This is a genomic window from Streptomyces sp. KL109B (assembly GCF_030766935.1).
Lineage (GTDB): Bacteria > Actinomycetota > Actinomycetes > Streptomycetales > Streptomycetaceae > Streptomyces.
Map to the genome: position 1 here is coordinate 251,839 of NZ_JASERL010000001.1, position 16,073 is coordinate 267,911.

Annotated in this window: 13 protein-coding genes; 8 read left to right on the forward strand and 5 right to left on the reverse strand. The window is 72.6% G+C overall.

What is annotated here, in order from left to right; genetic code table 11:
• Positions 1 to 10: 10 nt before the first annotated feature.
• The 5 genes from RBJ65_RS01230 to RBJ65_RS01250 are packed head-to-tail and all read left to right on the forward strand — an operon-like array spanning position 11 to position 6,008.
• A complete protein-coding gene (locus RBJ65_RS01230; protein WP_306322873.1) occupies positions 11 to 1,915 on the forward strand; it encodes a biotin carboxylase N-terminal domain-containing protein in 1,905 nt (634 codons plus the stop codon).
• The gene (locus RBJ65_RS01235) at positions 1,912 to 3,081 is read left to right on the forward strand and encodes an acyl-CoA dehydrogenase family protein (protein WP_306322872.1); all 1,170 of its coding nucleotides are present in this window, start codon (positions 1,912 to 1,914) and stop codon (positions 3,079 to 3,081) included. Before RBJ65_RS01230 ends, RBJ65_RS01235 begins: the two co-directional genes overlap by 4 nt.
• Before the next feature lie 40 nt (positions 3,082 to 3,121).
• Entirely contained in the window at positions 3,122 to 4,687 is a 1,566-nt protein-coding gene (locus RBJ65_RS01240) for a 4-coumarate--CoA ligase family protein (RefSeq protein ID WP_306322951.1), read from the forward strand.
• Positions 4,684 to 5,442, forward strand: a complete 759-nt coding sequence (locus RBJ65_RS01245) for an enoyl-CoA hydratase family protein (protein ID WP_306322871.1) — start codon at positions 4,684 to 4,686, stop codon at positions 5,440 to 5,442. Before RBJ65_RS01240 ends, RBJ65_RS01245 begins: the two co-directional genes overlap by 4 nt.
• Positions 5,430 to 6,008, forward strand: a complete 579-nt coding sequence (locus tag RBJ65_RS01250; protein WP_306322870.1) for a TetR/AcrR family transcriptional regulator — start codon at positions 5,430 to 5,432, stop codon at positions 6,006 to 6,008. Before RBJ65_RS01245 ends, RBJ65_RS01250 begins: the two co-directional genes overlap by 13 nt.
• Before the next feature lie 594 nt (positions 6,009 to 6,602).
• Here the strand turns inward: RBJ65_RS01250 and RBJ65_RS01255 are convergent.
• Positions 6,603 to 7,715, reverse strand: a complete 1,113-nt coding sequence (locus RBJ65_RS01255; RefSeq protein ID WP_306322869.1) for a citrate synthase 2 — start codon at positions 7,713 to 7,715, stop codon at positions 6,603 to 6,605.
• Between the two features lie 295 nt (positions 7,716 to 8,010).
• Here RBJ65_RS01255 and pdxH point away from each other — a divergent pair, with 295 nt between their 5' ends.
• Positions 8,011 to 8,655 carry a pyridoxamine 5'-phosphate oxidase gene (pdxH, locus tag RBJ65_RS01260; protein ID WP_306322950.1) on the forward strand — a complete coding sequence of 215 codons (645 nt, stop codon included), beginning with the start codon at positions 8,011 to 8,013 and terminating at the stop codon, positions 8,653 to 8,655.
• Between the two features lie 175 nt (positions 8,656 to 8,830).
• Here the strand turns inward: pdxH and RBJ65_RS01265 are convergent, their stop codons facing one another.
• Entirely contained in the window at positions 8,831 to 9,694 is an 864-nt protein-coding gene (locus RBJ65_RS01265; protein ID WP_306322868.1) for an alpha/beta fold hydrolase, read from the reverse strand.
• Between the two features lie 552 nt (positions 9,695 to 10,246).
• On the reverse strand, positions 10,247 to 10,939 hold the full coding sequence (locus RBJ65_RS01270) for a metal-dependent transcriptional regulator (RefSeq protein ID WP_306322867.1): 693 nt from the start codon (positions 10,937 to 10,939) through the stop codon (positions 10,247 to 10,249).
• Positions 10,940 to 11,196: 257 nt separating this feature from the next.
• Here RBJ65_RS01270 and RBJ65_RS01275 point away from each other — a divergent pair, with 257 nt between their 5' ends.
• Positions 11,197 to 11,961, forward strand: coding sequence for an SIS domain-containing protein (locus RBJ65_RS01275; RefSeq protein ID WP_306322866.1), 765 nt, complete (start codon positions 11,197 to 11,199; stop codon positions 11,959 to 11,961).
• 87 nt (positions 11,962 to 12,048) lie between these two features.
• Here the strand turns inward: RBJ65_RS01275 and RBJ65_RS01280 are convergent, their stop codons facing one another.
• Positions 12,049 to 13,428, reverse strand: coding sequence for a PAS domain-containing protein (locus RBJ65_RS01280; protein ID WP_306322865.1), 1,380 nt, complete (start codon positions 13,426 to 13,428; stop codon positions 12,049 to 12,051).
• A gap of 178 nt (positions 13,429 to 13,606) precedes the next feature.
• On the opposite strand from RBJ65_RS01280, the gene RBJ65_RS01285 reads away from it, so the two are divergent.
• A complete protein-coding gene (locus RBJ65_RS01285; RefSeq protein WP_306322864.1) occupies positions 13,607 to 14,137 on the forward strand; it encodes a DinB family protein in 531 nt (176 codons plus the stop codon).
• Between the two features lie 326 nt (positions 14,138 to 14,463).
• On the opposite strand, the gene RBJ65_RS01290 is transcribed toward RBJ65_RS01285, so the two are convergent.
• Positions 14,464 to 16,041, reverse strand: a complete 1,578-nt coding sequence (locus RBJ65_RS01290; protein WP_306322863.1) for a transporter — start codon at positions 16,039 to 16,041, stop codon at positions 14,464 to 14,466.
• Between the last annotated feature and the right edge of the window lie 32 nt (positions 16,042 to 16,073).

Here is a 16,073-nt window from a genome sequence, read left to right on the forward strand (position 1 = left end):
GGGGCCACCCATGACTGCCATGACTGCCATGACTGCCGCGATCACTTCTGTCCTTGTGGCCAACCGCGGCGAGATCGCGTGCCGCGTCTTCCGTACCTGCCGTGAGCTGGGGATACGTACGGTCGCCCTGCACTCGGACCCGGACGCGGACGCCCTGCACGTCCGCGAGGCCGACCTCGCCGTCCGGCTCCCGGGCGCCACGCCCGCCGAGACGTACCTGCGCGCCGACCTCGTCGTGAAGGCCGCGCTCGACGCGGGCGCCGACGCCGTGCACCCCGGGTACGGCTTCCTCTCCGAGAACGCCCACTTCGCGCGCGCCGTCGCCGACGCCGGGCTGACCTGGATCGGGCCGCCGCCCGAGGCGATCGAGGCGATGGCGTCGAAGACGCGCGCCAAGGAGCTGATGGGGATCGCGCCGCTCGGTGAGGCCGGGCTCACCGACGATGACCTGCCGGTGCTGGTGAAGGCCGCCGCCGGAGGGGGTGGGCGCGGCATGCGGGTCGTACGGGAAATGAGCGCGCTGGCAGGGGAGTTGGAGGCGGCGCGCGCCGAGGCGCTGTCCGCGTTCGGGGACGGCGAGGTGTTCGTCGAGCCGTACGTCGAGGGCGGGCGGCACGTCGAGGCGCAGGTGCTCGCCGACGCGCACGGGACCGTGTGGGTGCTCGGCACGCGGGACTGCTCGTTGCAGCGGCGGCACCAGAAGGTGATCGAGGAGGCGCCCGCGCCGGATCTCGTACGTGGCGTATCAGATGTCATATATGAGATGGCGGAGCGGGCCTGCCGGGCCACCGGATACGTCGGCGCCGGCACCGTCGAGTTCCTCGTCACCGGCGACGGCCGCGCCCAGTTCCTGGAGATGAACACCCGGCTCCAGGTGGAACACCCCGTCACCGAGGCCGTGTTCGGCGTCGACCTCGTCGCGTATCAGATACGACTCGCGGAGGGGGAGGCCCTCGAAGCCGAACCCCCGGCCCCGCGCGGCCACGCCGTCGAGGCCCGCCTCTACGCCGAGGACCCCGCCGCCTCCTTCGCCCCGCAGACCGGCACCCTGCACCGGCTCGCCGTACCGGCCCGGGGCGTCCGACTCGACACCGGTTACACCGACGGCGACACCATCGGCGTGCACTACGACGCCATGCTCGCCAAGGTCGTCGCCCACGCCCCGACCCGCGCCGCCGCCGTCCGCGCCCTCGCCGGGGCCCTGGAGCGCGCCGAGGTGCACGGCCCGGTCACCAACCGGGAACTGCTCGTACGTTCCCTGCGGCACCCGGAGTTCACGGACGGCCGGATGGACACCGGGTTCTACGAGCGCCACCTCGCCGAGCTGACCGCCCCCGCCGACGACCCGCACGCGCCGCTCGCCGCCGCCCTCGCCCAGGCCGCCCGCGCCGCCCACCGCTTCGGCGGCTTCCGCAACGTGCCCTCGCAGCCGCAGACCAGGAGCTACCGCGCCGAACCGCACGGCACCGAGCACCAGGTCCGCTACCGGCACACCCGCGCGGGCGGACTCGCGGCGGTCGACGGCGACGTACGCGTCGTACGGGCGACGCCCGAGCGCGTCGTCCTCGAAGTCGGCGGCGTACAGCGGAAGTTCGGGGTCGCCGTGCACGGAGACCGCGTGTACGTGGACGGCGCCGCCCTCACCGCCCTGCCCCGCTTCACCGACCCCAGCGAGCAGCGCGCCCCCGGCTCCCTGCTCGCGCCCATGCCCGGCACCGTCGTCCGCGTCGCCGAAGGTCTCACCGAGGGCGCCGCCGTCACCGCCGGGCAGCCGCTGATCTGGCTGGAGGCGATGAAGATGGAGCACCGCATCAGCGCCCCCGCCTCCGGAACGCTCACCGCCCTGCACACCACCGTCGGCCGCCAGGTCGAGGTGGGCTCCCTGTTGGCCGTAGTGGAGGAGACCCCCGCATGAGCACCGCCCCCGTCCTCGAAACCGAAGAGCACCAGGCGCTGCGCGCCGCCGTCGCCGCGCTCGGCAAGCGGTTCGGCCGCGACTACATGACCCGCGTCACCGCCGCCGAAGGCCACCCGGAGGAGCTGTGGGCGGAGGCCGCCAAGCTCGGCTACCTCGGCGTGAACCTGCCCGAGGAGTACGGCGGAGGCGGCGGCGGGATAGCCGAACTCTCCATCGTCCTGGAGGAGTTGGGGGCCGCCGGGTCGCCGCTGCTCATGATGGTCGTCTCGCCCGCGATCTGCGGCACCGTCATCTCCCGCTTCGGTACCGAGGAACAGAAGCGGGCCTGGCTGCCCGGACTCGCCGACGGCAGCCGCACCATGGCCTTCGGCATCACCGAACCCGACGCCGGTTCGAACTCGCACCGCATCACGACGACCGCCCGCCGCGAGGACGACGGCTCGTGGGTCCTTAACGGCCGCAAGGTCTTCATCTCCGGCGTCGACATCGCCGACGCCACCCTCATCGTCGGACGCACCTCCGACGCCCGTACCGGAAAGCTCAAGCCCTGCCTGTTCATCGTCCCGAGGGACACCGAAGGCTTCGGCAGGCGCCAGATCGACATGGAACTCCAGGCTCCGGAGAAGCAGTTCGAGCTGACACTTGACGAGGTGCGGCTGCCCGCGGACGCTCTCGTGGGTGACGAGGACGCGGGACTGCTCCAGCTGTTCGCCGGGCTCAACCCGGAGCGCGTGATGACCGCCGCCTTCGCCATCGGCATGGGCCGGTACGCGCTGCGGCGCGCCGTCGATTACGCGAAGGAGCGCACCGTGTGGCAGGCGCCCATCGGCTCCCACCAGGCCGTCGCCCACCCGCTCGCGCAGATCCACATCGAGCTGGAACTGGCCCGCCTGATGATGCAGAAGGCCGCCCGGCTCTACGACGCCGGTGAAGACATCGCCGCAGGTGAGGCGGCCAACATGGCCAAGTACGCCGCCGCCGAGGCCTGTGTGCGCGCCGTCGACCAGGCCGTGCACACGCTCGGCGGCAACGGCCTCACCCGCGAGTTCGGCCTCGCATCCCTCATCACCGGATCCCGGGTGGCACGCATCGCGCCGGTCAGCCGGGAAATGATCCTCAACTACGTGTCCCACCAGAGCCTCGGACTGCCCAAGTCCTACTGATCTACCTCAACTGACTTTACTGAGCGAGGAGTTCGGCATGGTGTACGTGAGTGAGTACGCGGACGTCGCGACCGTCGACGAACCCCTCCACGACGCCGTGCTCGGGGGCGCGGCCGCCCGCGGCGACACCCCCGCCCTCGTCGACGGGACGGCCGGCACCACCCTCACGTACGCCGGACTCGACCAGTACCACCGGAAGGTGGCCGCCGGGCTCGCCGAGGCGGGCGTGCGCGAGGGCGACGTGGTGGCGCTGCACAGCCCCAACACGATCGTCTACCCGGTGGCGTTCTTCGGCATCACGCGCGCGGGCGCCGCCGTGACCACCGTGCACCCGCTGTCGACGCCGCAGGAGTTCGCCCGGCAGCTGCGCGACGCGGGCGCCGGCTGGATCATCACCGTCACCCCGCTCGTCGAGGTGGCCCGCACGGCGGCCGAACTCGCGGGCGGCGTACGGGAGATATTCGTCTGCGACCCGGCGGGGGACTCCGGCCACCGCTCGCTGACCGACCTGCTGCACACCACCGCGCCCGAGCCGGACATCGCCGTCGACCCGGCCGACGACGTGGCGGCGCTCCCGTACTCCTCCGGCACCACCGGCACGCCCAAGGGCGTCATGCTCACCCACCGCAACATCGCCACGAACCTCGCCCAGATCGAACCCGCCATGTCACCCGGGTTCGGCGACCGCGTCCTCGCGGTGCTGCCCTTCTTCCACATCTACGGCATCACGGTCATCATGAGCGGCCCGCTCCGGCAGGGCGCCACCCTGATCGTCCTGCCGCGCTTCGACATCGACACCTTCCTCGCGGCGATCGAGAAGCACCGCGTCAGCCACCTGTACGTCGCCCCGCCCATCGTGCTCGCCCTCGCCAAGCACCCGGCCGTCGAGCGCTACGACCTGTCCTCGCTGCGGAACGTGACCAGCGCCGCCGCACCCCTCGACGGCGAACTCGCCCGCGCCTGCGCGCGCCGCCTCGGCCTGCCGCACGTGGGCCAGGGGTACGGCATGACGGAACTCTCACCGGCCAGCCACGCGGTCGCGTACGACGCCGAGCGGCCGCCACCGGGCGCCGTCGGCAAACCGCTCCCGTCCACCGAGACACGGATCGTGTCCCTCGACGACCCGGCGAAGGACGTGGCCCCAGGCGAGCCCGGCGAGGTCCTGATCCGCGGGCCGCAGGTCATGAAGGGCTACCTCGGCCGCCCCGACGCGACCGCCGACATGATCGACGCCGACGGGTGGGTGCACACCGGGGACGTGGGGCGCGTCGACGCCGACGGCTGGCTGTTCGTCGTCGACCGCGTGAAGGAACTCATCAAGTACAAGGGCTACCAGGTCGCCCCCGCCGAACTGGAGGCACTGCTGCTCAGCCACGAGGGCATCGCCGACGCGGCGGTCATCGGCGTCCTCGACGAGGACGGCAACGAGATACCGAAGGCGTTCGTCGTCCGCGCCGACTCCGCGCTCGGCGAGGCCGACGTCATGGCGTACGTCGCCGAACGCGTCGCCCCGTACAAGAAGATCCGCCGCGTCGCGTTCGTCGACATGGTGCCGCGCGCGGCCTCCGGGAAGATCCTGCGCCGCGAACTCAGGGAGTTTCAATGACCGTTCAGAGGACTGTTGGGAGCCTGGTCGCGCACGCGCACGAGCGCGGGGTCCGCGTCCTCACCCTCGACTCGCCCGCCAACCGCAACGCCCTGTCCTCGGCGCTCGTCGGCGAGCTGGGGGAGCGGCTGCGGGAGGCGGGTGCGGACGACGACGTACGCGCCGTCGTCCTCACCCACACGGGAGGCACCTTCTGCGCGGGCGCCGACCTGCGCGATCCGCCGGACCCGGACGCGCTGGTGGCGCTGTTGCGGCGGATCGTGGAACTGGGCAAGCCGGTGGTGGCGCGGGTCGACGGGCACGTACGGGCGGGCGGCCTCGGCCTGTTGGGCGCGTGCGACCTCGCGGCGGCGTCGACGGCGGCGTCGTCCTTCGCGTTCACCGAGGTACGCATCGGGGTCGCGCCCGCCGTCATCTCCATGCCACTGCTGCCGCGCCTCGACCCGCGCGCGGTGGCCCGCTACTACCTGACGGGGGAGCGGTTCGACGCGGTGGAGGCGGCGCGGATGGGGCTGGTGACGGTGGCCGGGGAGGACGTCGACGAGGCGCTCGCCCCGCTCCTCGGCGGCCTGCGCAAGGCGTCCCCCGAGGCCCTCTCCGAGACGAAGGGACTCCTGACGGTTAAGGTCCTTGAGGCCTTCGACCGGGACGCGGAGTCCCTGACGGCGGTGTCCGCGCGGCTGTTCGGCTCCGCGGGGGCCCACGAGGGCATGACCGCCTTTCTCGAACGACGGGACGCCGCATGGGTGTTGTGACGCTGCCGAAGCAGGACCGTTCGCGGGTGACGCGGCAACGGCTCCTGGAATCCGCCGTCGCCTGCCTCGCCGCGCATGGCTGGTCCGGCTCGACCGTCTCCGTCGTCGCCGAGCACGCGGGCGTCTCGCGGGGCGCGGCCCAACACCACTTCCCGACCCGGGAGGACCTGTTCACGGCGGCCGTCGAGTACGTCGCGGAGGAGCGGTCCGTGGCGCTGCGGGCGCTGCGGCCGCAGGGGCGGGCGGAGGCCGTCGCGGCGCTCGTCGACCTCTACACGGGGCCGTTGTTCCGGGCGGCGCTGCACCTGTGGGTGGCCGCGTCGAACGAGCCGCAACTGGGTGGGCGGGTCACCGAGTTGGAGGCGCGGGTGGGGCGTGAGACGCACCGGATAGCGGTGGAGTTGCTGGGGGCGGACGAGGCGGTTCCCGGGGTACGGGAGGTGGTGCAAGGTCTCCTCGACATGGCGCGGGGCCTCGGCCTCGCGAATCTCCTCACGGATGACGGGGGCCGCCGGGACCGGGTGGTGTCGGAATGGGGCACCTTGGTCGACCGGGTCCTTGGTTGACGCCCCCCCCACTCCCACGCCCCGGGGCTCCGCCCCGGACCCCGCGCCTCAAACGCCGGCGAGGCTTGATTTCCCCACCCGTGCCTTGGGGCACCCCCCGGTGGGGGCATCTCCCACCCCGCCCCATCTCCCACCCACCCGCCCCCTCCGGGGGCGTCGGCCCCACGGGGTACCGCCACGCGCTTCGGGCAGTCTGCCGCCGCCCTCCGGCTCCCCACCCGTCGCGGCCGGCCGCACCCGTCCTGGGTAAGACGCCGCCCCCGGCTCCCCACCCGTCGCGGCCGACGCCACCCCGCCTCGGGGAGTCTGCCGTCGTCCCCGGCTCCTCACCCATTGCGGCCGACGCGCCCCCGCCTCGGGGAGTCTGCCGCCGCCCCCGGCTCCCCACCCGTCGCGGCCGACGCCACCCCGCCTCGGGCAGTCGGTCGCCGCGCCCCGGCTCCCCACCCGTTGCGGCCGGCCGCTACCGCCTTGGGCAATCTGCCGCCTTGGGCGGCAGGGTGGGCAAGGCGGCCCCCGGTGCGGCGGAATGGAAGCGAGGGGGCCGGCCCCGGCGTACGTACCGAAACCCCGGGGCCGGGTGAACCGGGACGGCTAGTGCGCGATGTCCGCGTACCCCTCGAGGTCGCGCGGGGGGCGCGCCGCGGGGCCCACGTAGTGGGCCGACGGGCGGACGAGGCGGCCCGTGCGCTTCTGCTCGAGGATGTGCGCGCTCCACCCCGCCGTACGCGCACACGTGAACATCGACGTGAACATGTGCGCCGGCACCTCCGCGAAGTCGAGCACGATCGCCGCCCAGAACTCGACGTTCGTGGCGAGCACCCGGTCGGGCCGCCGCGCGTGCAGCTCCGCCAGCGCCGCCTTCTCCAACGCCTCCGCGACCTCGAAGCGCGGCGCCCCCAACTCCCGCGCCGTACGCCGAAGTACCCGGGCCCGAGGATCCTCGGCCCGGTACACCCGGTGCCCGAACCCCATCAACCGCTCACCCTTGTCGAGCGCCTTGCGGACATACGCCTCCGCGTCCCCCGTCCGCTCGATCTCCTCGATCATGCCGAGGACACGGGAGGGCGCTCCGCCGTGCAACGGCCCGGACATCGCCCCCACGGCCCCCGACAGCGCCGCCGCCACATCCGCCCCGGTCGACGCGATGACCCGGGCCGTGAACGTAGAGGCGTTCATGCCGTGCTCCGCCGCCGACGTCCAGTACGCGTCGACGGCCGCCACATGCTTCGGGTCCGGCTCCCCGCGCCACCTCTTCATGAACCGCTCGACGACGGTCTCCGCCGTGTCGATCTCCCGCTGCGGCACCATCGGTAGCCCCTGACCGCGCGCGGACTGCGCGACGTACGAGAGCGCCATGACGGCGGCGCGCGCGAGATCGTCGCGGGCCTGCGCCTCGTCGATGTCGAGCAGCGGCTTCAGGCCCCACACGGGGGCCAGCATGGCCAGCGCCGACTGCACGTCGACCCGGATGTCACCGGAGTGGACGGGGATCGGGAACGGCTCGGCCGGCGGCAGGCCCGGGTTGAAGGCGCCGTCGACCAGCAGCCCCCAGACGTTCCCGAACGACACATGGCCGACCAGATCCTCGATGTCGACGCCCCGATAGCGCAGGGCGCCGCCTTCCTTGTCCGGTTCGGCGATCTCTGTCTCGAACGCGACGACACCTTCGAGGCCAGGGACAAAGCCAGGGGCGGGGTCGGACATCGGGCGGCTCCTCTGGATGCGTGGGCGGGCTGGATGCGTGGGTTGTGCGTGCGTGGTTCTCACCTGCGGATGCGCGGTCGTGTGCGACTCGCGCTCCGGGTCGGTACACCCGTGATGCCCCGTACGGCGGGCGGCTCAACCGTTCCCGGCCCCTGGAACATAACCCTCCGTGCCACAGTTGGCGAGAGCGTGCGGCACTCAGTGCCATGTTTCGCCCTGCGTGCGTCTGTGGCCGTCCGTCCGGGAGGATGTCGCCGTGAGCGCCCACGACGACCCTCAACTCGACCTCGCCGACATGCGCGAGCAGTACCGCGCCCAGGACGGCGGCCTCCTGGAGGGCGACCTCGCCCCGCACCCGATGGAACAGTTCACCCGCTGGTTCAAACAGGCGGCGGCCCCCGGCTTCCCGCTGTCCGAGCCCAACGCCGTGGTCGTCTCCACCGCGGACGCCGAGGGCCGCCCCAGCTCCCGCACGGTGCTGCTCAAGTCGTACGACGACGGGGGCTTCGTCTTCTACACCAACTACGAATCCCGCAAGGCGCACGACCTCTCCGCCAACCCGCACGTCGCGCTGCTCTTCCCCTGGCACCCGATGGGCCGCCAGGTCCTGGTGACGGGAACGGCGGAGCGTACGTCGAGGACCGAGACCGAGGCGTACTTCCACTCGCGGCCGCACGGTTCCCAACTCGGCGCGTGGGCCAGCGCGCAGTCCTCCGTGCTGGCCTCGCGCGACGAGCTCGACGCCCGTTACGCGGAACTGTCCCGCCGGTACCCGCAGGGCACTCCGGTGCCGGTCCCGCCCCACTGGGGTGGCTTCCGCGTCACCCCGCTGACCGTCGAGTTCTGGCAGGGCCGCGAAAACCGCCTCCACGACCGCCTCCGTTACGTCCACACCCCGTCCCCCGACACCCCTTGGCGCATCGACCGCCTCAGCCCGTGAACCATTCCGTGAGCCATTCCGTGAACCACTCAAGCCCCTGCGGCGATTGAGCAGCGGGGTCCGGGGCGGAGCCCCGGTGGCGCAACACCCTCCGGGGCCGAGGTCTCGGGGCGCTGCCCCGAACCCCGCTCCTCAATCGCCGGAGGGGCTTAATTGGCCCGCACCGGCCGGAGGCCTAAAGTTCCGCGAGGACCCCGTCCAGGAACGGCTCGATCGCCTCCCGCCACGCCTCCGGCTGGTCGTAGTGCACGAGATGCCCGGCGTCGGCCACCTCCGCGTACACCCCCCTGGGAAGGACCCGCACCATTTCCTGCGCCTCGGCCCGCCCCAACTCCCCGTCGAGCCCACGCAGTACGAGCGCCGGACACCGCACCCCGGCCAGCTCCTCCCAGTGCGCGTCGTACACCCACGTGGAACGCGCCGCGAGCATCTGGCGGCGCGAGAACACCGGTCGCCAGCCGTCCGCGGTCTCCGTCATCACCTCGGAGTAGAACTCCCCGCGCGCCGGGTTGGGCCGCTCCACCCAGGGGTCGTCCTCCCCGAACCACTTCCGTACGTCCGCGAGCGTCGCGAACGGCAGCGGCCACGCCTTGAACCAGTCCTCCCACTCCCGCTGCGAAGCGGCGCCCAGCGCGGACGCCCGCATGTCGCAGATGATCAGGCCGCGGACGAGATCGGGCCGCCGCGCGGCGAGCTGCCACGCCGTGAGCGCTCCCATGGAGTGCCCGATGAGCACGGCCGGTTCCAGCCCCAGCTGGACGAGCGCCGCCTCCGCGTCCAGTACGTACGCCTCCCGGTCGAACGGTCCCTGCGGCGGCTTGTCGCTCTGGCCGTGCCCGCGCTGGTCGAGCGCGACCGCCCGATGTCGCTCGGCGAGCCAGCGAGCCGTCCCCGCCCAGTGGGAGGCCCGGCCCATGAGCCCGTGCAGCAGCAGGACTCCGGGACTGTGGCCGGCCTCGCCCGTCTTGGGCGGGTCGGCGAACTCCCAGGCGGCCAGGTGGATCCCGCCCGCTCCGGTCACGTCGATGCGCCGTGCCATTGGCCCTGGCACCCCCTCGTGGTCGCGCCTGCAGTCGCGTACCCGTGCACGCTATCGAACCTGTTTTCGAAAGCGCGGTGCTCTCGGACAACACCCCTCATTTGAGTGACATGACTCAAGGAATGACCGGCGCTGTCGAGGGGATCTCTTCAGCGGGAGGCGGGCCGCTCGGGGAAATCGGTCCGAGGGGAGCGACCCTGGGAGCTCGGGGCTCCGGGTCGCGACAGGGGAGGACAGGCCCCGGCGCCGCAAGGCGCCGGGGCCCTCTGTGTGCCGTGCGGCATGTGCTGCCGCGCCGTGTGTGCCCCGCGTACCCCGTGTTTTCGGCGGCCGCCGCGTGCCCCGCGTCCCCCAGGCCCGTCGCGCCCCGATCGGCCGGTCCATGCGGCCCCCTCTGGTCATATGCCTCACGCGACAGCCTTGCACGCCGAGCGTCCGGCCGCTGCGGTTCCGCACAGTGAATCTTGTTTTCTGCGCGGAAGTGCCGCATGTGCGGATACAAGTCAACTTACCCGCACGACACGGAAGTTGACGCCCGCCCCTGGAGGGGTGTCAGCGCTTCGCAACGAACACGTGCGACGCGATCTCCGCCTCCAGCTCCGCCGCCTCACCGCTGCTGCCGACGAGTACCCCACCCGGCGACTGCGTCACGCTCACCACCGAACCGGGCTGCACGCCCGCCCGGCGCAGCGTGTACATCAGCTGCGCGTCCGTCTGGATCGGCTCGCCGATGCGGCGCACCACGACCGTCTTGCCGTCGGCGCCCGGGTCGAGGTCGGACAGCGAGACCATCCCCTCGTCCAGGAACGGGGTCGCCCCGTCCTTCTCGCCCAGCTCCTCCAGGCCCGGGATCGGGTTCCCGTACGGCGACTCCGTCGGGTGCCTCAGCAGTTCGAGGACGCGGCGCTCCACCGCCTCGCTCATCACGTGCTCCCAGCGACAGGCCTCCGCGTGCACCTGCTCCCACTCCAGGCCGATCACGTCCACGAGCAGGCACTCCGCGAGGCGGTGCTTGCGCATCACGCGGGTGGCGAGCTGGCGGCCGTCCTCGGTCAGCTCCAGGTGCCGGTCGGCCGCGACGGCGACCAGGCCGTCCCGCTCCATGCGGGCCACGGTCTGGCTGACCGTCGGCCCGCTCTGGTCGAGCCGCTCGGCGATCCGGGCGCGCATGGGGACCACACCTTCCTCCTCCAGCTCGAGGATGGTGCGGAGGTACATCTCCGTGGTGTCGATCAGTCCGGACATACATGCCCCTCGTGTAGCTCTTTAGCTCCGCGACAGCCGTGCGCTGGCCCTGGAACCCAGTACTCGTTAACCCAGAACTCAATTCTGACGCATACCGCTGACAACCGTGACGCGCCAGGAAAACACCGGGCCCGGCGGGGCCGGGAAGCGTATTGACAGAGCACTGGTCCAGACCGCACCGTGATCGGCGAACGCGCCGAGCACCACGAGCGACGCCGAGACTGGACCCGACCCACCAGGACCCAAGGGGCACGCCGATGAGCGAGAGCAAGCTGGCCGCGCAGTACCTCGACGCCTCCATCGGACTCCTGACGCGCATCCGCGACGAGGAGGCCGGCAGTATCGCCGCGGCCGGCACCCTGCTCGCCGACACCGTCGCCGCGGGCGGCCGCCTCTTCGCCTTCGGCGCGGGGCACTCCGGGCTCGCCGCCCAGGACGTCGTCTACCGCGCGGGCGGGCTCGCCCTGATGAACCTGCTGTCGGTGCCGGGCACGGTCGGCGTCGACGTCATGCCGGCCACGCTCGGCTCCGCCCTGGAACGGGTCGACGGGCTCGCGGCGGCGGTCCTGGAGGCCAGCCCCGCGCGGTCCGGCGACGCCCTGGTGATCATCTCCCTGTCCGGGCGCAACGCGCTCCCCGTGGAAATGGCCCTCAGCGCCCGCGCCGCAGGCCTCAAGGTCATCGGCGTGACCTCACTGGCGTACGCCACCGGGCCCGACGCCCCCACGTCCCGGCACGCCTCCGGCAGCTATCTGCGCGACCACTGCGACGTCGTCCTCGACTCGAAGATCGCGCCCGGCGACGCGGAACTCACCCACGACGGCGTCGACACCCCCTTCGCCTCCGCCTCCACGGTCACCGCCAGCGCCCTGATGCAGGCCACCCTCGCGACCTGCGCCGCGTCCCTCGCCGAACGCGGCATCCAGCCCCCGCTGCTGCGCTCCGGAAACATCGACGGCGGCCTCGAGTGGAACGCGCGCGTGTTCGCGGAGTACGGAGACCGAATCTTCTACCGGAGGTGACGGGATCCGGCGGGCGCCACCGGCGGCTGTGACGGGACCCGGCGGGCGCCACCGGCGGCTGTGACGGGACCCGGCGGGCGCCGGGCGCTACCGGTCGTCCGCCGCCACCTCCCACGCCAGGTCCACCGCCGCGGCGATCCGTGCCGCCACGCTCTCCGCGTACGCGGCGTCCGCGCGCTCGAAGCCGGCTCTGCTGGCGCCCCGTAGGAACGTCACCACGCCCAGCGTCCGCCCCCGGCTGCGCAGCACCGCGCACAGCGCGTACACCGTGCCCTCCGGCCACTGCCGGTCCGCGGCCCACTCCGGGCCCGCGGCCGCGTCCGCGGCGGTCCGTACCGAACCCGTCCGCTCCACGCACTGCGGAGCCGGATGCCCCGCCGCGTACCGCACCGGCAGCGCACCCCGCGTCACCAGCAGGCTCGGCCCCGGCGCCCCCGACGGTGTGGCGGCGGCCCGCACCAGACGGAGCGGCTCCTCGCTCGACACCAGGTCGATCACCGCGTGGTCGGCGAACCCGGCGAGCGCGAAGTCCAGGTGCACCGTCGCCGCCTCGGCCGGGTCCTCGCACTCGGCGGCGGCCCGCGCGGCACGGTGCAACTGCTGCGAGCGGAACCGGAGCCCCGCCGCCTCCTGCTCGCTCAGCTTCGCCTCGGTCACGTCCTGGAACAGCCACCCCACGCCCAACGGCACCGGCTCCTCCGCGAGCGGCGACGCGAGCCGCACGAACCCGCTGCGCCAGCACCGCCGCTCCTGCCGACCGCCCGCCTCACCGGGCCGCCGCAACGTCACCCACACCTCCGTCGGGGACGGTGGCGGGCCCTCGGCGAGCACATGCGCGAGCGCGCTCTCCAGCTCCTCCACGCCCTGCCCGACCAGATCCCCGAGCGGCCGCCCGAGCGCGGCGCCGCGCCCGACTCCGAGGGACCGCGCGGCATGCGCGTTCACGACGGCGGGCCGCAGATCGGCGTCGACGAGTACGACACCCCACGCGGCGTCCTCGAACAGGGCCTCGCTCAACGCGATGGACCGCTCCAGGTCGATCTGCGCGTGCACCTCACTGAAGGCGCAGTACACCCCGGCGGGCTTCCCGTCGGCCCCGCGCACGGCGGCGGACTGCGTCCGCACGAGCACCCGCCCACCCTCCTTGGTGAGCAGCGCGAACTCGTTCACCTGCCGCCCCGGAGCGTGCATCGCGGCGAGCAGCCGCCCCTGCACCTCGTCCGCGTCGGCCGGCCGCACGGCCCACCCCGCGAACCCGTGCCGCCCCACAGCCTCCTCGGCCGACCAGCCGAGCACCCGCTCGGCCTCCCGGTTCCAGTGGGTCACGACCCCGTCGGCGTCGAAGGCGCACAACGCGGCGTCCATGCCGTCGAGCAGCGCGGCCAGCAGATCGGCCCCGTCCGGCTCCGGGTCCGGCTCCTCGGGTCCTAGCGCGTCAGTGGTCCCACTACGCCTGGAAGCACTCACCTGGCACCCCACCCCCTGCAGGCCGTGTCGGCGGGACGAATTCCTCGTACTGCTTCAGATCATTCAACTCGAACGTGACGCATCCCACATGTACTTCAGGCAAGTTAAAGGAAACCGACAACCGCATACGTCCAGCATGCAACGCCCGAGCGGATATACGTACGACGACAATGAACCCATGACGACACTGCCCGACGGCCGCCCCGTCCCGCCCCCGACTGCCGATGAACGCGCCACCCTCGAAGGCTGGTTGGACTTCCACCGCGAAACGCTCGCCCTCAAGTGCGCGAACCTGACGGACGCCCAGGCACGCGCGCGTGCGGTCCCCTCGTCGTCACTCACCCTCCTCGGCCTGGTCCAGCACCTGGCGGAGGTCGAACGCAACTGGTTCCAGCGGGTCTTCGCGGGCGCCCACGACACCCCGCCGGTGCACGAGACGGCGGGCCCGGACGCCTTCACCCTCACCGATGACCGCACTCTGCCCGACGCCCTGTCCCAGTGGCGCGCGGAGATCACCCGCGCCCGCGAACTCACCGCGACCGCCTCCCTCGACACCACCGGCACCCTCTCCCCCCAGGAAGCCGCCTTCACCGGCGACCCGAAGGTCTCCCTCCGCTGGATCCTGACCCACCTGATCGAGGAGTACGCCCGCCACAATGGCCACGCCGACCTGCTGCGGGAGGCGATCGACGGGACGGCGGGGGCGTAGGCCCCCTCAAGGTCGCGTAAAACCGGTTGAACGGGGCCGAGGACCTTCCTAAGGTGGCAGGCACACAGAAGGGAGGTGGTTCGGCAGATGTATGAATACCGGACGCGTGAGGTGACTGCGGGCTAGCGGCCCGACGTCGCATCTCGAATTCGGCGCCGGACCAGCGCGCGATATGTGCGTGCAGCCGGCCCAATCCCAAGCAGTCACCCGACCCGCGAGCTGCCGGTGTGTCCGGCCGGCTTCCGACCGCCCCTGAGGGCAGGAGGAACCATGGCTCGCGGGTCGTCTGCGTTTTACGGCCCCTTGGGTCCGGCCCCGGGAGGGGCTCAGCCCTTGCTCACCGCCGCCAGGATCTCCGGCAGGCGGTCCGAGGTGCGGGGTGCCGCCAGGCGGAGGCCGAGCAGTATCGACGCCGCGCCGTAGACCGCGCCCACCGGGAGCAGCACCCAGGACCAGGACGTCGAGTCCGTGGCGTGGAGGGTGATCGTGAGCGCCAGGACCGGGGCGCACAGGAGGGCCGCCGCGACCATGCCGCCGAAGATGGAGATCCAGGCGAGGCCCGCCTGGCCCGGGGCGACGTTCTTGTAGCCCTCCTGCGGGATCGAGTACGGGAAGCGGGCGGACGTCCACGCGCCGGTGGCGAGCATCGCGCCGAGCAACGCGTAGGAGAGGCCGAGGACTTCGGGGACCTCGGGCCAGGCGTCCAGCATCGCCGTGGTGACGAGGGTGACGAGAGTGGCGTACGGGAGGGTGATCAGGAGGAGCGCGTAGGCACGCGCGCGTAGTTCGGCGAAGGCGTCGCGCGGGGACGCGATCGTCATCGCCACCATCCAGAACGCCGAGGTGTCCTGGCCGAACTGGTTGTACATCTGGATGCCGAGCATCCCGGAGGCGAAGCACGCGAAGTAGACGGTGCCGGTGCCCTGGAGGGCGTTGAAGACGGGGACGATGAGGCCGATGGCGAGGGATGTGACCCAGGCGGCCTTGGTCTTCGGGTCGCGCCATACGTAGCGCAGGCTGCGGTCCATGACCGTGCCGGTGCGGCCTTCCGGGAGGAGGCGTCGGCGGGCGCGGGTTCCGGTGCGGCGGCGGTCGGGGGCCGCGGCTTCGATGGTGGAGCCGTCGGGGGAGGTCATCAGGCGGGTCAGGGCGCGGCGCCAGAGGACCAGCAGGGCGGCCAGTGCGGCGGCGCACAGGGCGAGTTGGGCTGCCGCCGTCCCGTAGGCGGCCTTGGATGTCGCGTCGACGGCGGCGATGGCCGACGCGGGCGGGATCCAGCCCAGCACCTTCGCCACCGGGTCGAGCGCGCCCACGCCGCCCGCCGCGCCGAGGCGTTGCACCCCGAAGTTGACCAGTTGGGCGCCGATCGCGATGACGAGGCCGCTCAGTACGGCGAGGTCGCGGCCCTTGCGGCTGGTGAGCAGGCGGATGTTGGCGGCGGCCACGGTGCGGGCGAGGGCGACGCAGGTGAGGACCGTGAGCGGGACCGCCAGTACGGCGACGAGCGCGGCCGCCGCGCCGTGCGCGACCGCATAGGCCGCGCCGAACGCGAGGCAGAGGGTGAAGAGGGGGCCGATGCCGACGAGTGACGCCACGAGGAGGCCGCGGACCAGGGGGTCGGGGCGCAGCGGGAGCATCGCGAGGCGGGTGGGGTCGAGGGTTTCGTCGCCGCTCGGGAAGAAGAGGGGGAGGACGGCCCAGCCGAGGGCGAGGAGGGTGGTGAGGGGGATGCCGATGGTGGCGGCGTGGGCGTTGCCGTGGAGGAGGATCAGGCCGAGGAGTTGGAGGGCGGCGAGGAGTGCTGCCGCGAGGAGTGAGGCGATGTACGCGGCGCGTCTGCCGGCGGATTGGTGGAGGCCGTTGCGGAGGAGCGCGAGCTTGAGGCGGACCAGGGTTGCGGTCATGGGTGGGTCCGCTTGGTGGGCTGCGACGGGGT

Bases quoted from the DNA above. Each gene is read 5' to 3' on its own strand.
- RBJ65_RS01255 (WP_306322869.1), bottom strand. From the start codon at position 7,715: ATGTCCGACCCCGCCCCTGGCTTTGTCCCTGGCCTCGAAGGTGTCGTC.
- RBJ65_RS01245 (WP_306322871.1), top strand. From the start codon at position 4,684: ATGACCGTTCAGAGGACTGTTGGGAGCCTGGTCGCGCACGCGCACGAG.
- pdxH (WP_306322950.1), top strand. From the start codon at position 8,011: ATGCGCGAGCAGTACCGCGCCCAGGACGGCGGCCTCCTGGAGGGCGAC.
- RBJ65_RS01270 (WP_306322867.1), bottom strand. From the start codon at position 10,939: ATGTCCGGACTGATCGACACCACGGAGATGTACCTCCGCACCATCCTC.
- RBJ65_RS01250 (WP_306322870.1), top strand. From the start codon at position 5,430: ATGGGTGTTGTGACGCTGCCGAAGCAGGACCGTTCGCGGGTGACGCGG.
- RBJ65_RS01235 (WP_306322872.1), top strand. From the start codon at position 1,912: ATGAGCACCGCCCCCGTCCTCGAAACCGAAGAGCACCAGGCGCTGCGC.
- RBJ65_RS01290 (WP_306322863.1), bottom strand. From the start codon at position 16,041: ATGACCGCAACCCTGGTCCGCCTCAAGCTCGCGCTCCTCCGCAACGGC.
- RBJ65_RS01285 (WP_306322864.1), top strand. From the start codon at position 13,607: ATGACGACACTGCCCGACGGCCGCCCCGTCCCGCCCCCGACTGCCGAT.
- RBJ65_RS01275 (WP_306322866.1), top strand. From the start codon at position 11,197: ATGAGCGAGAGCAAGCTGGCCGCGCAGTACCTCGACGCCTCCATCGGA.
- RBJ65_RS01230 (WP_306322873.1), top strand. From the start codon at position 11: ATGACTGCCATGACTGCCATGACTGCCGCGATCACTTCTGTCCTTGTG.
- RBJ65_RS01265 (WP_306322868.1), bottom strand. From the start codon at position 9,694: ATGGCACGGCGCATCGACGTGACCGGAGCGGGCGGGATCCACCTGGCC.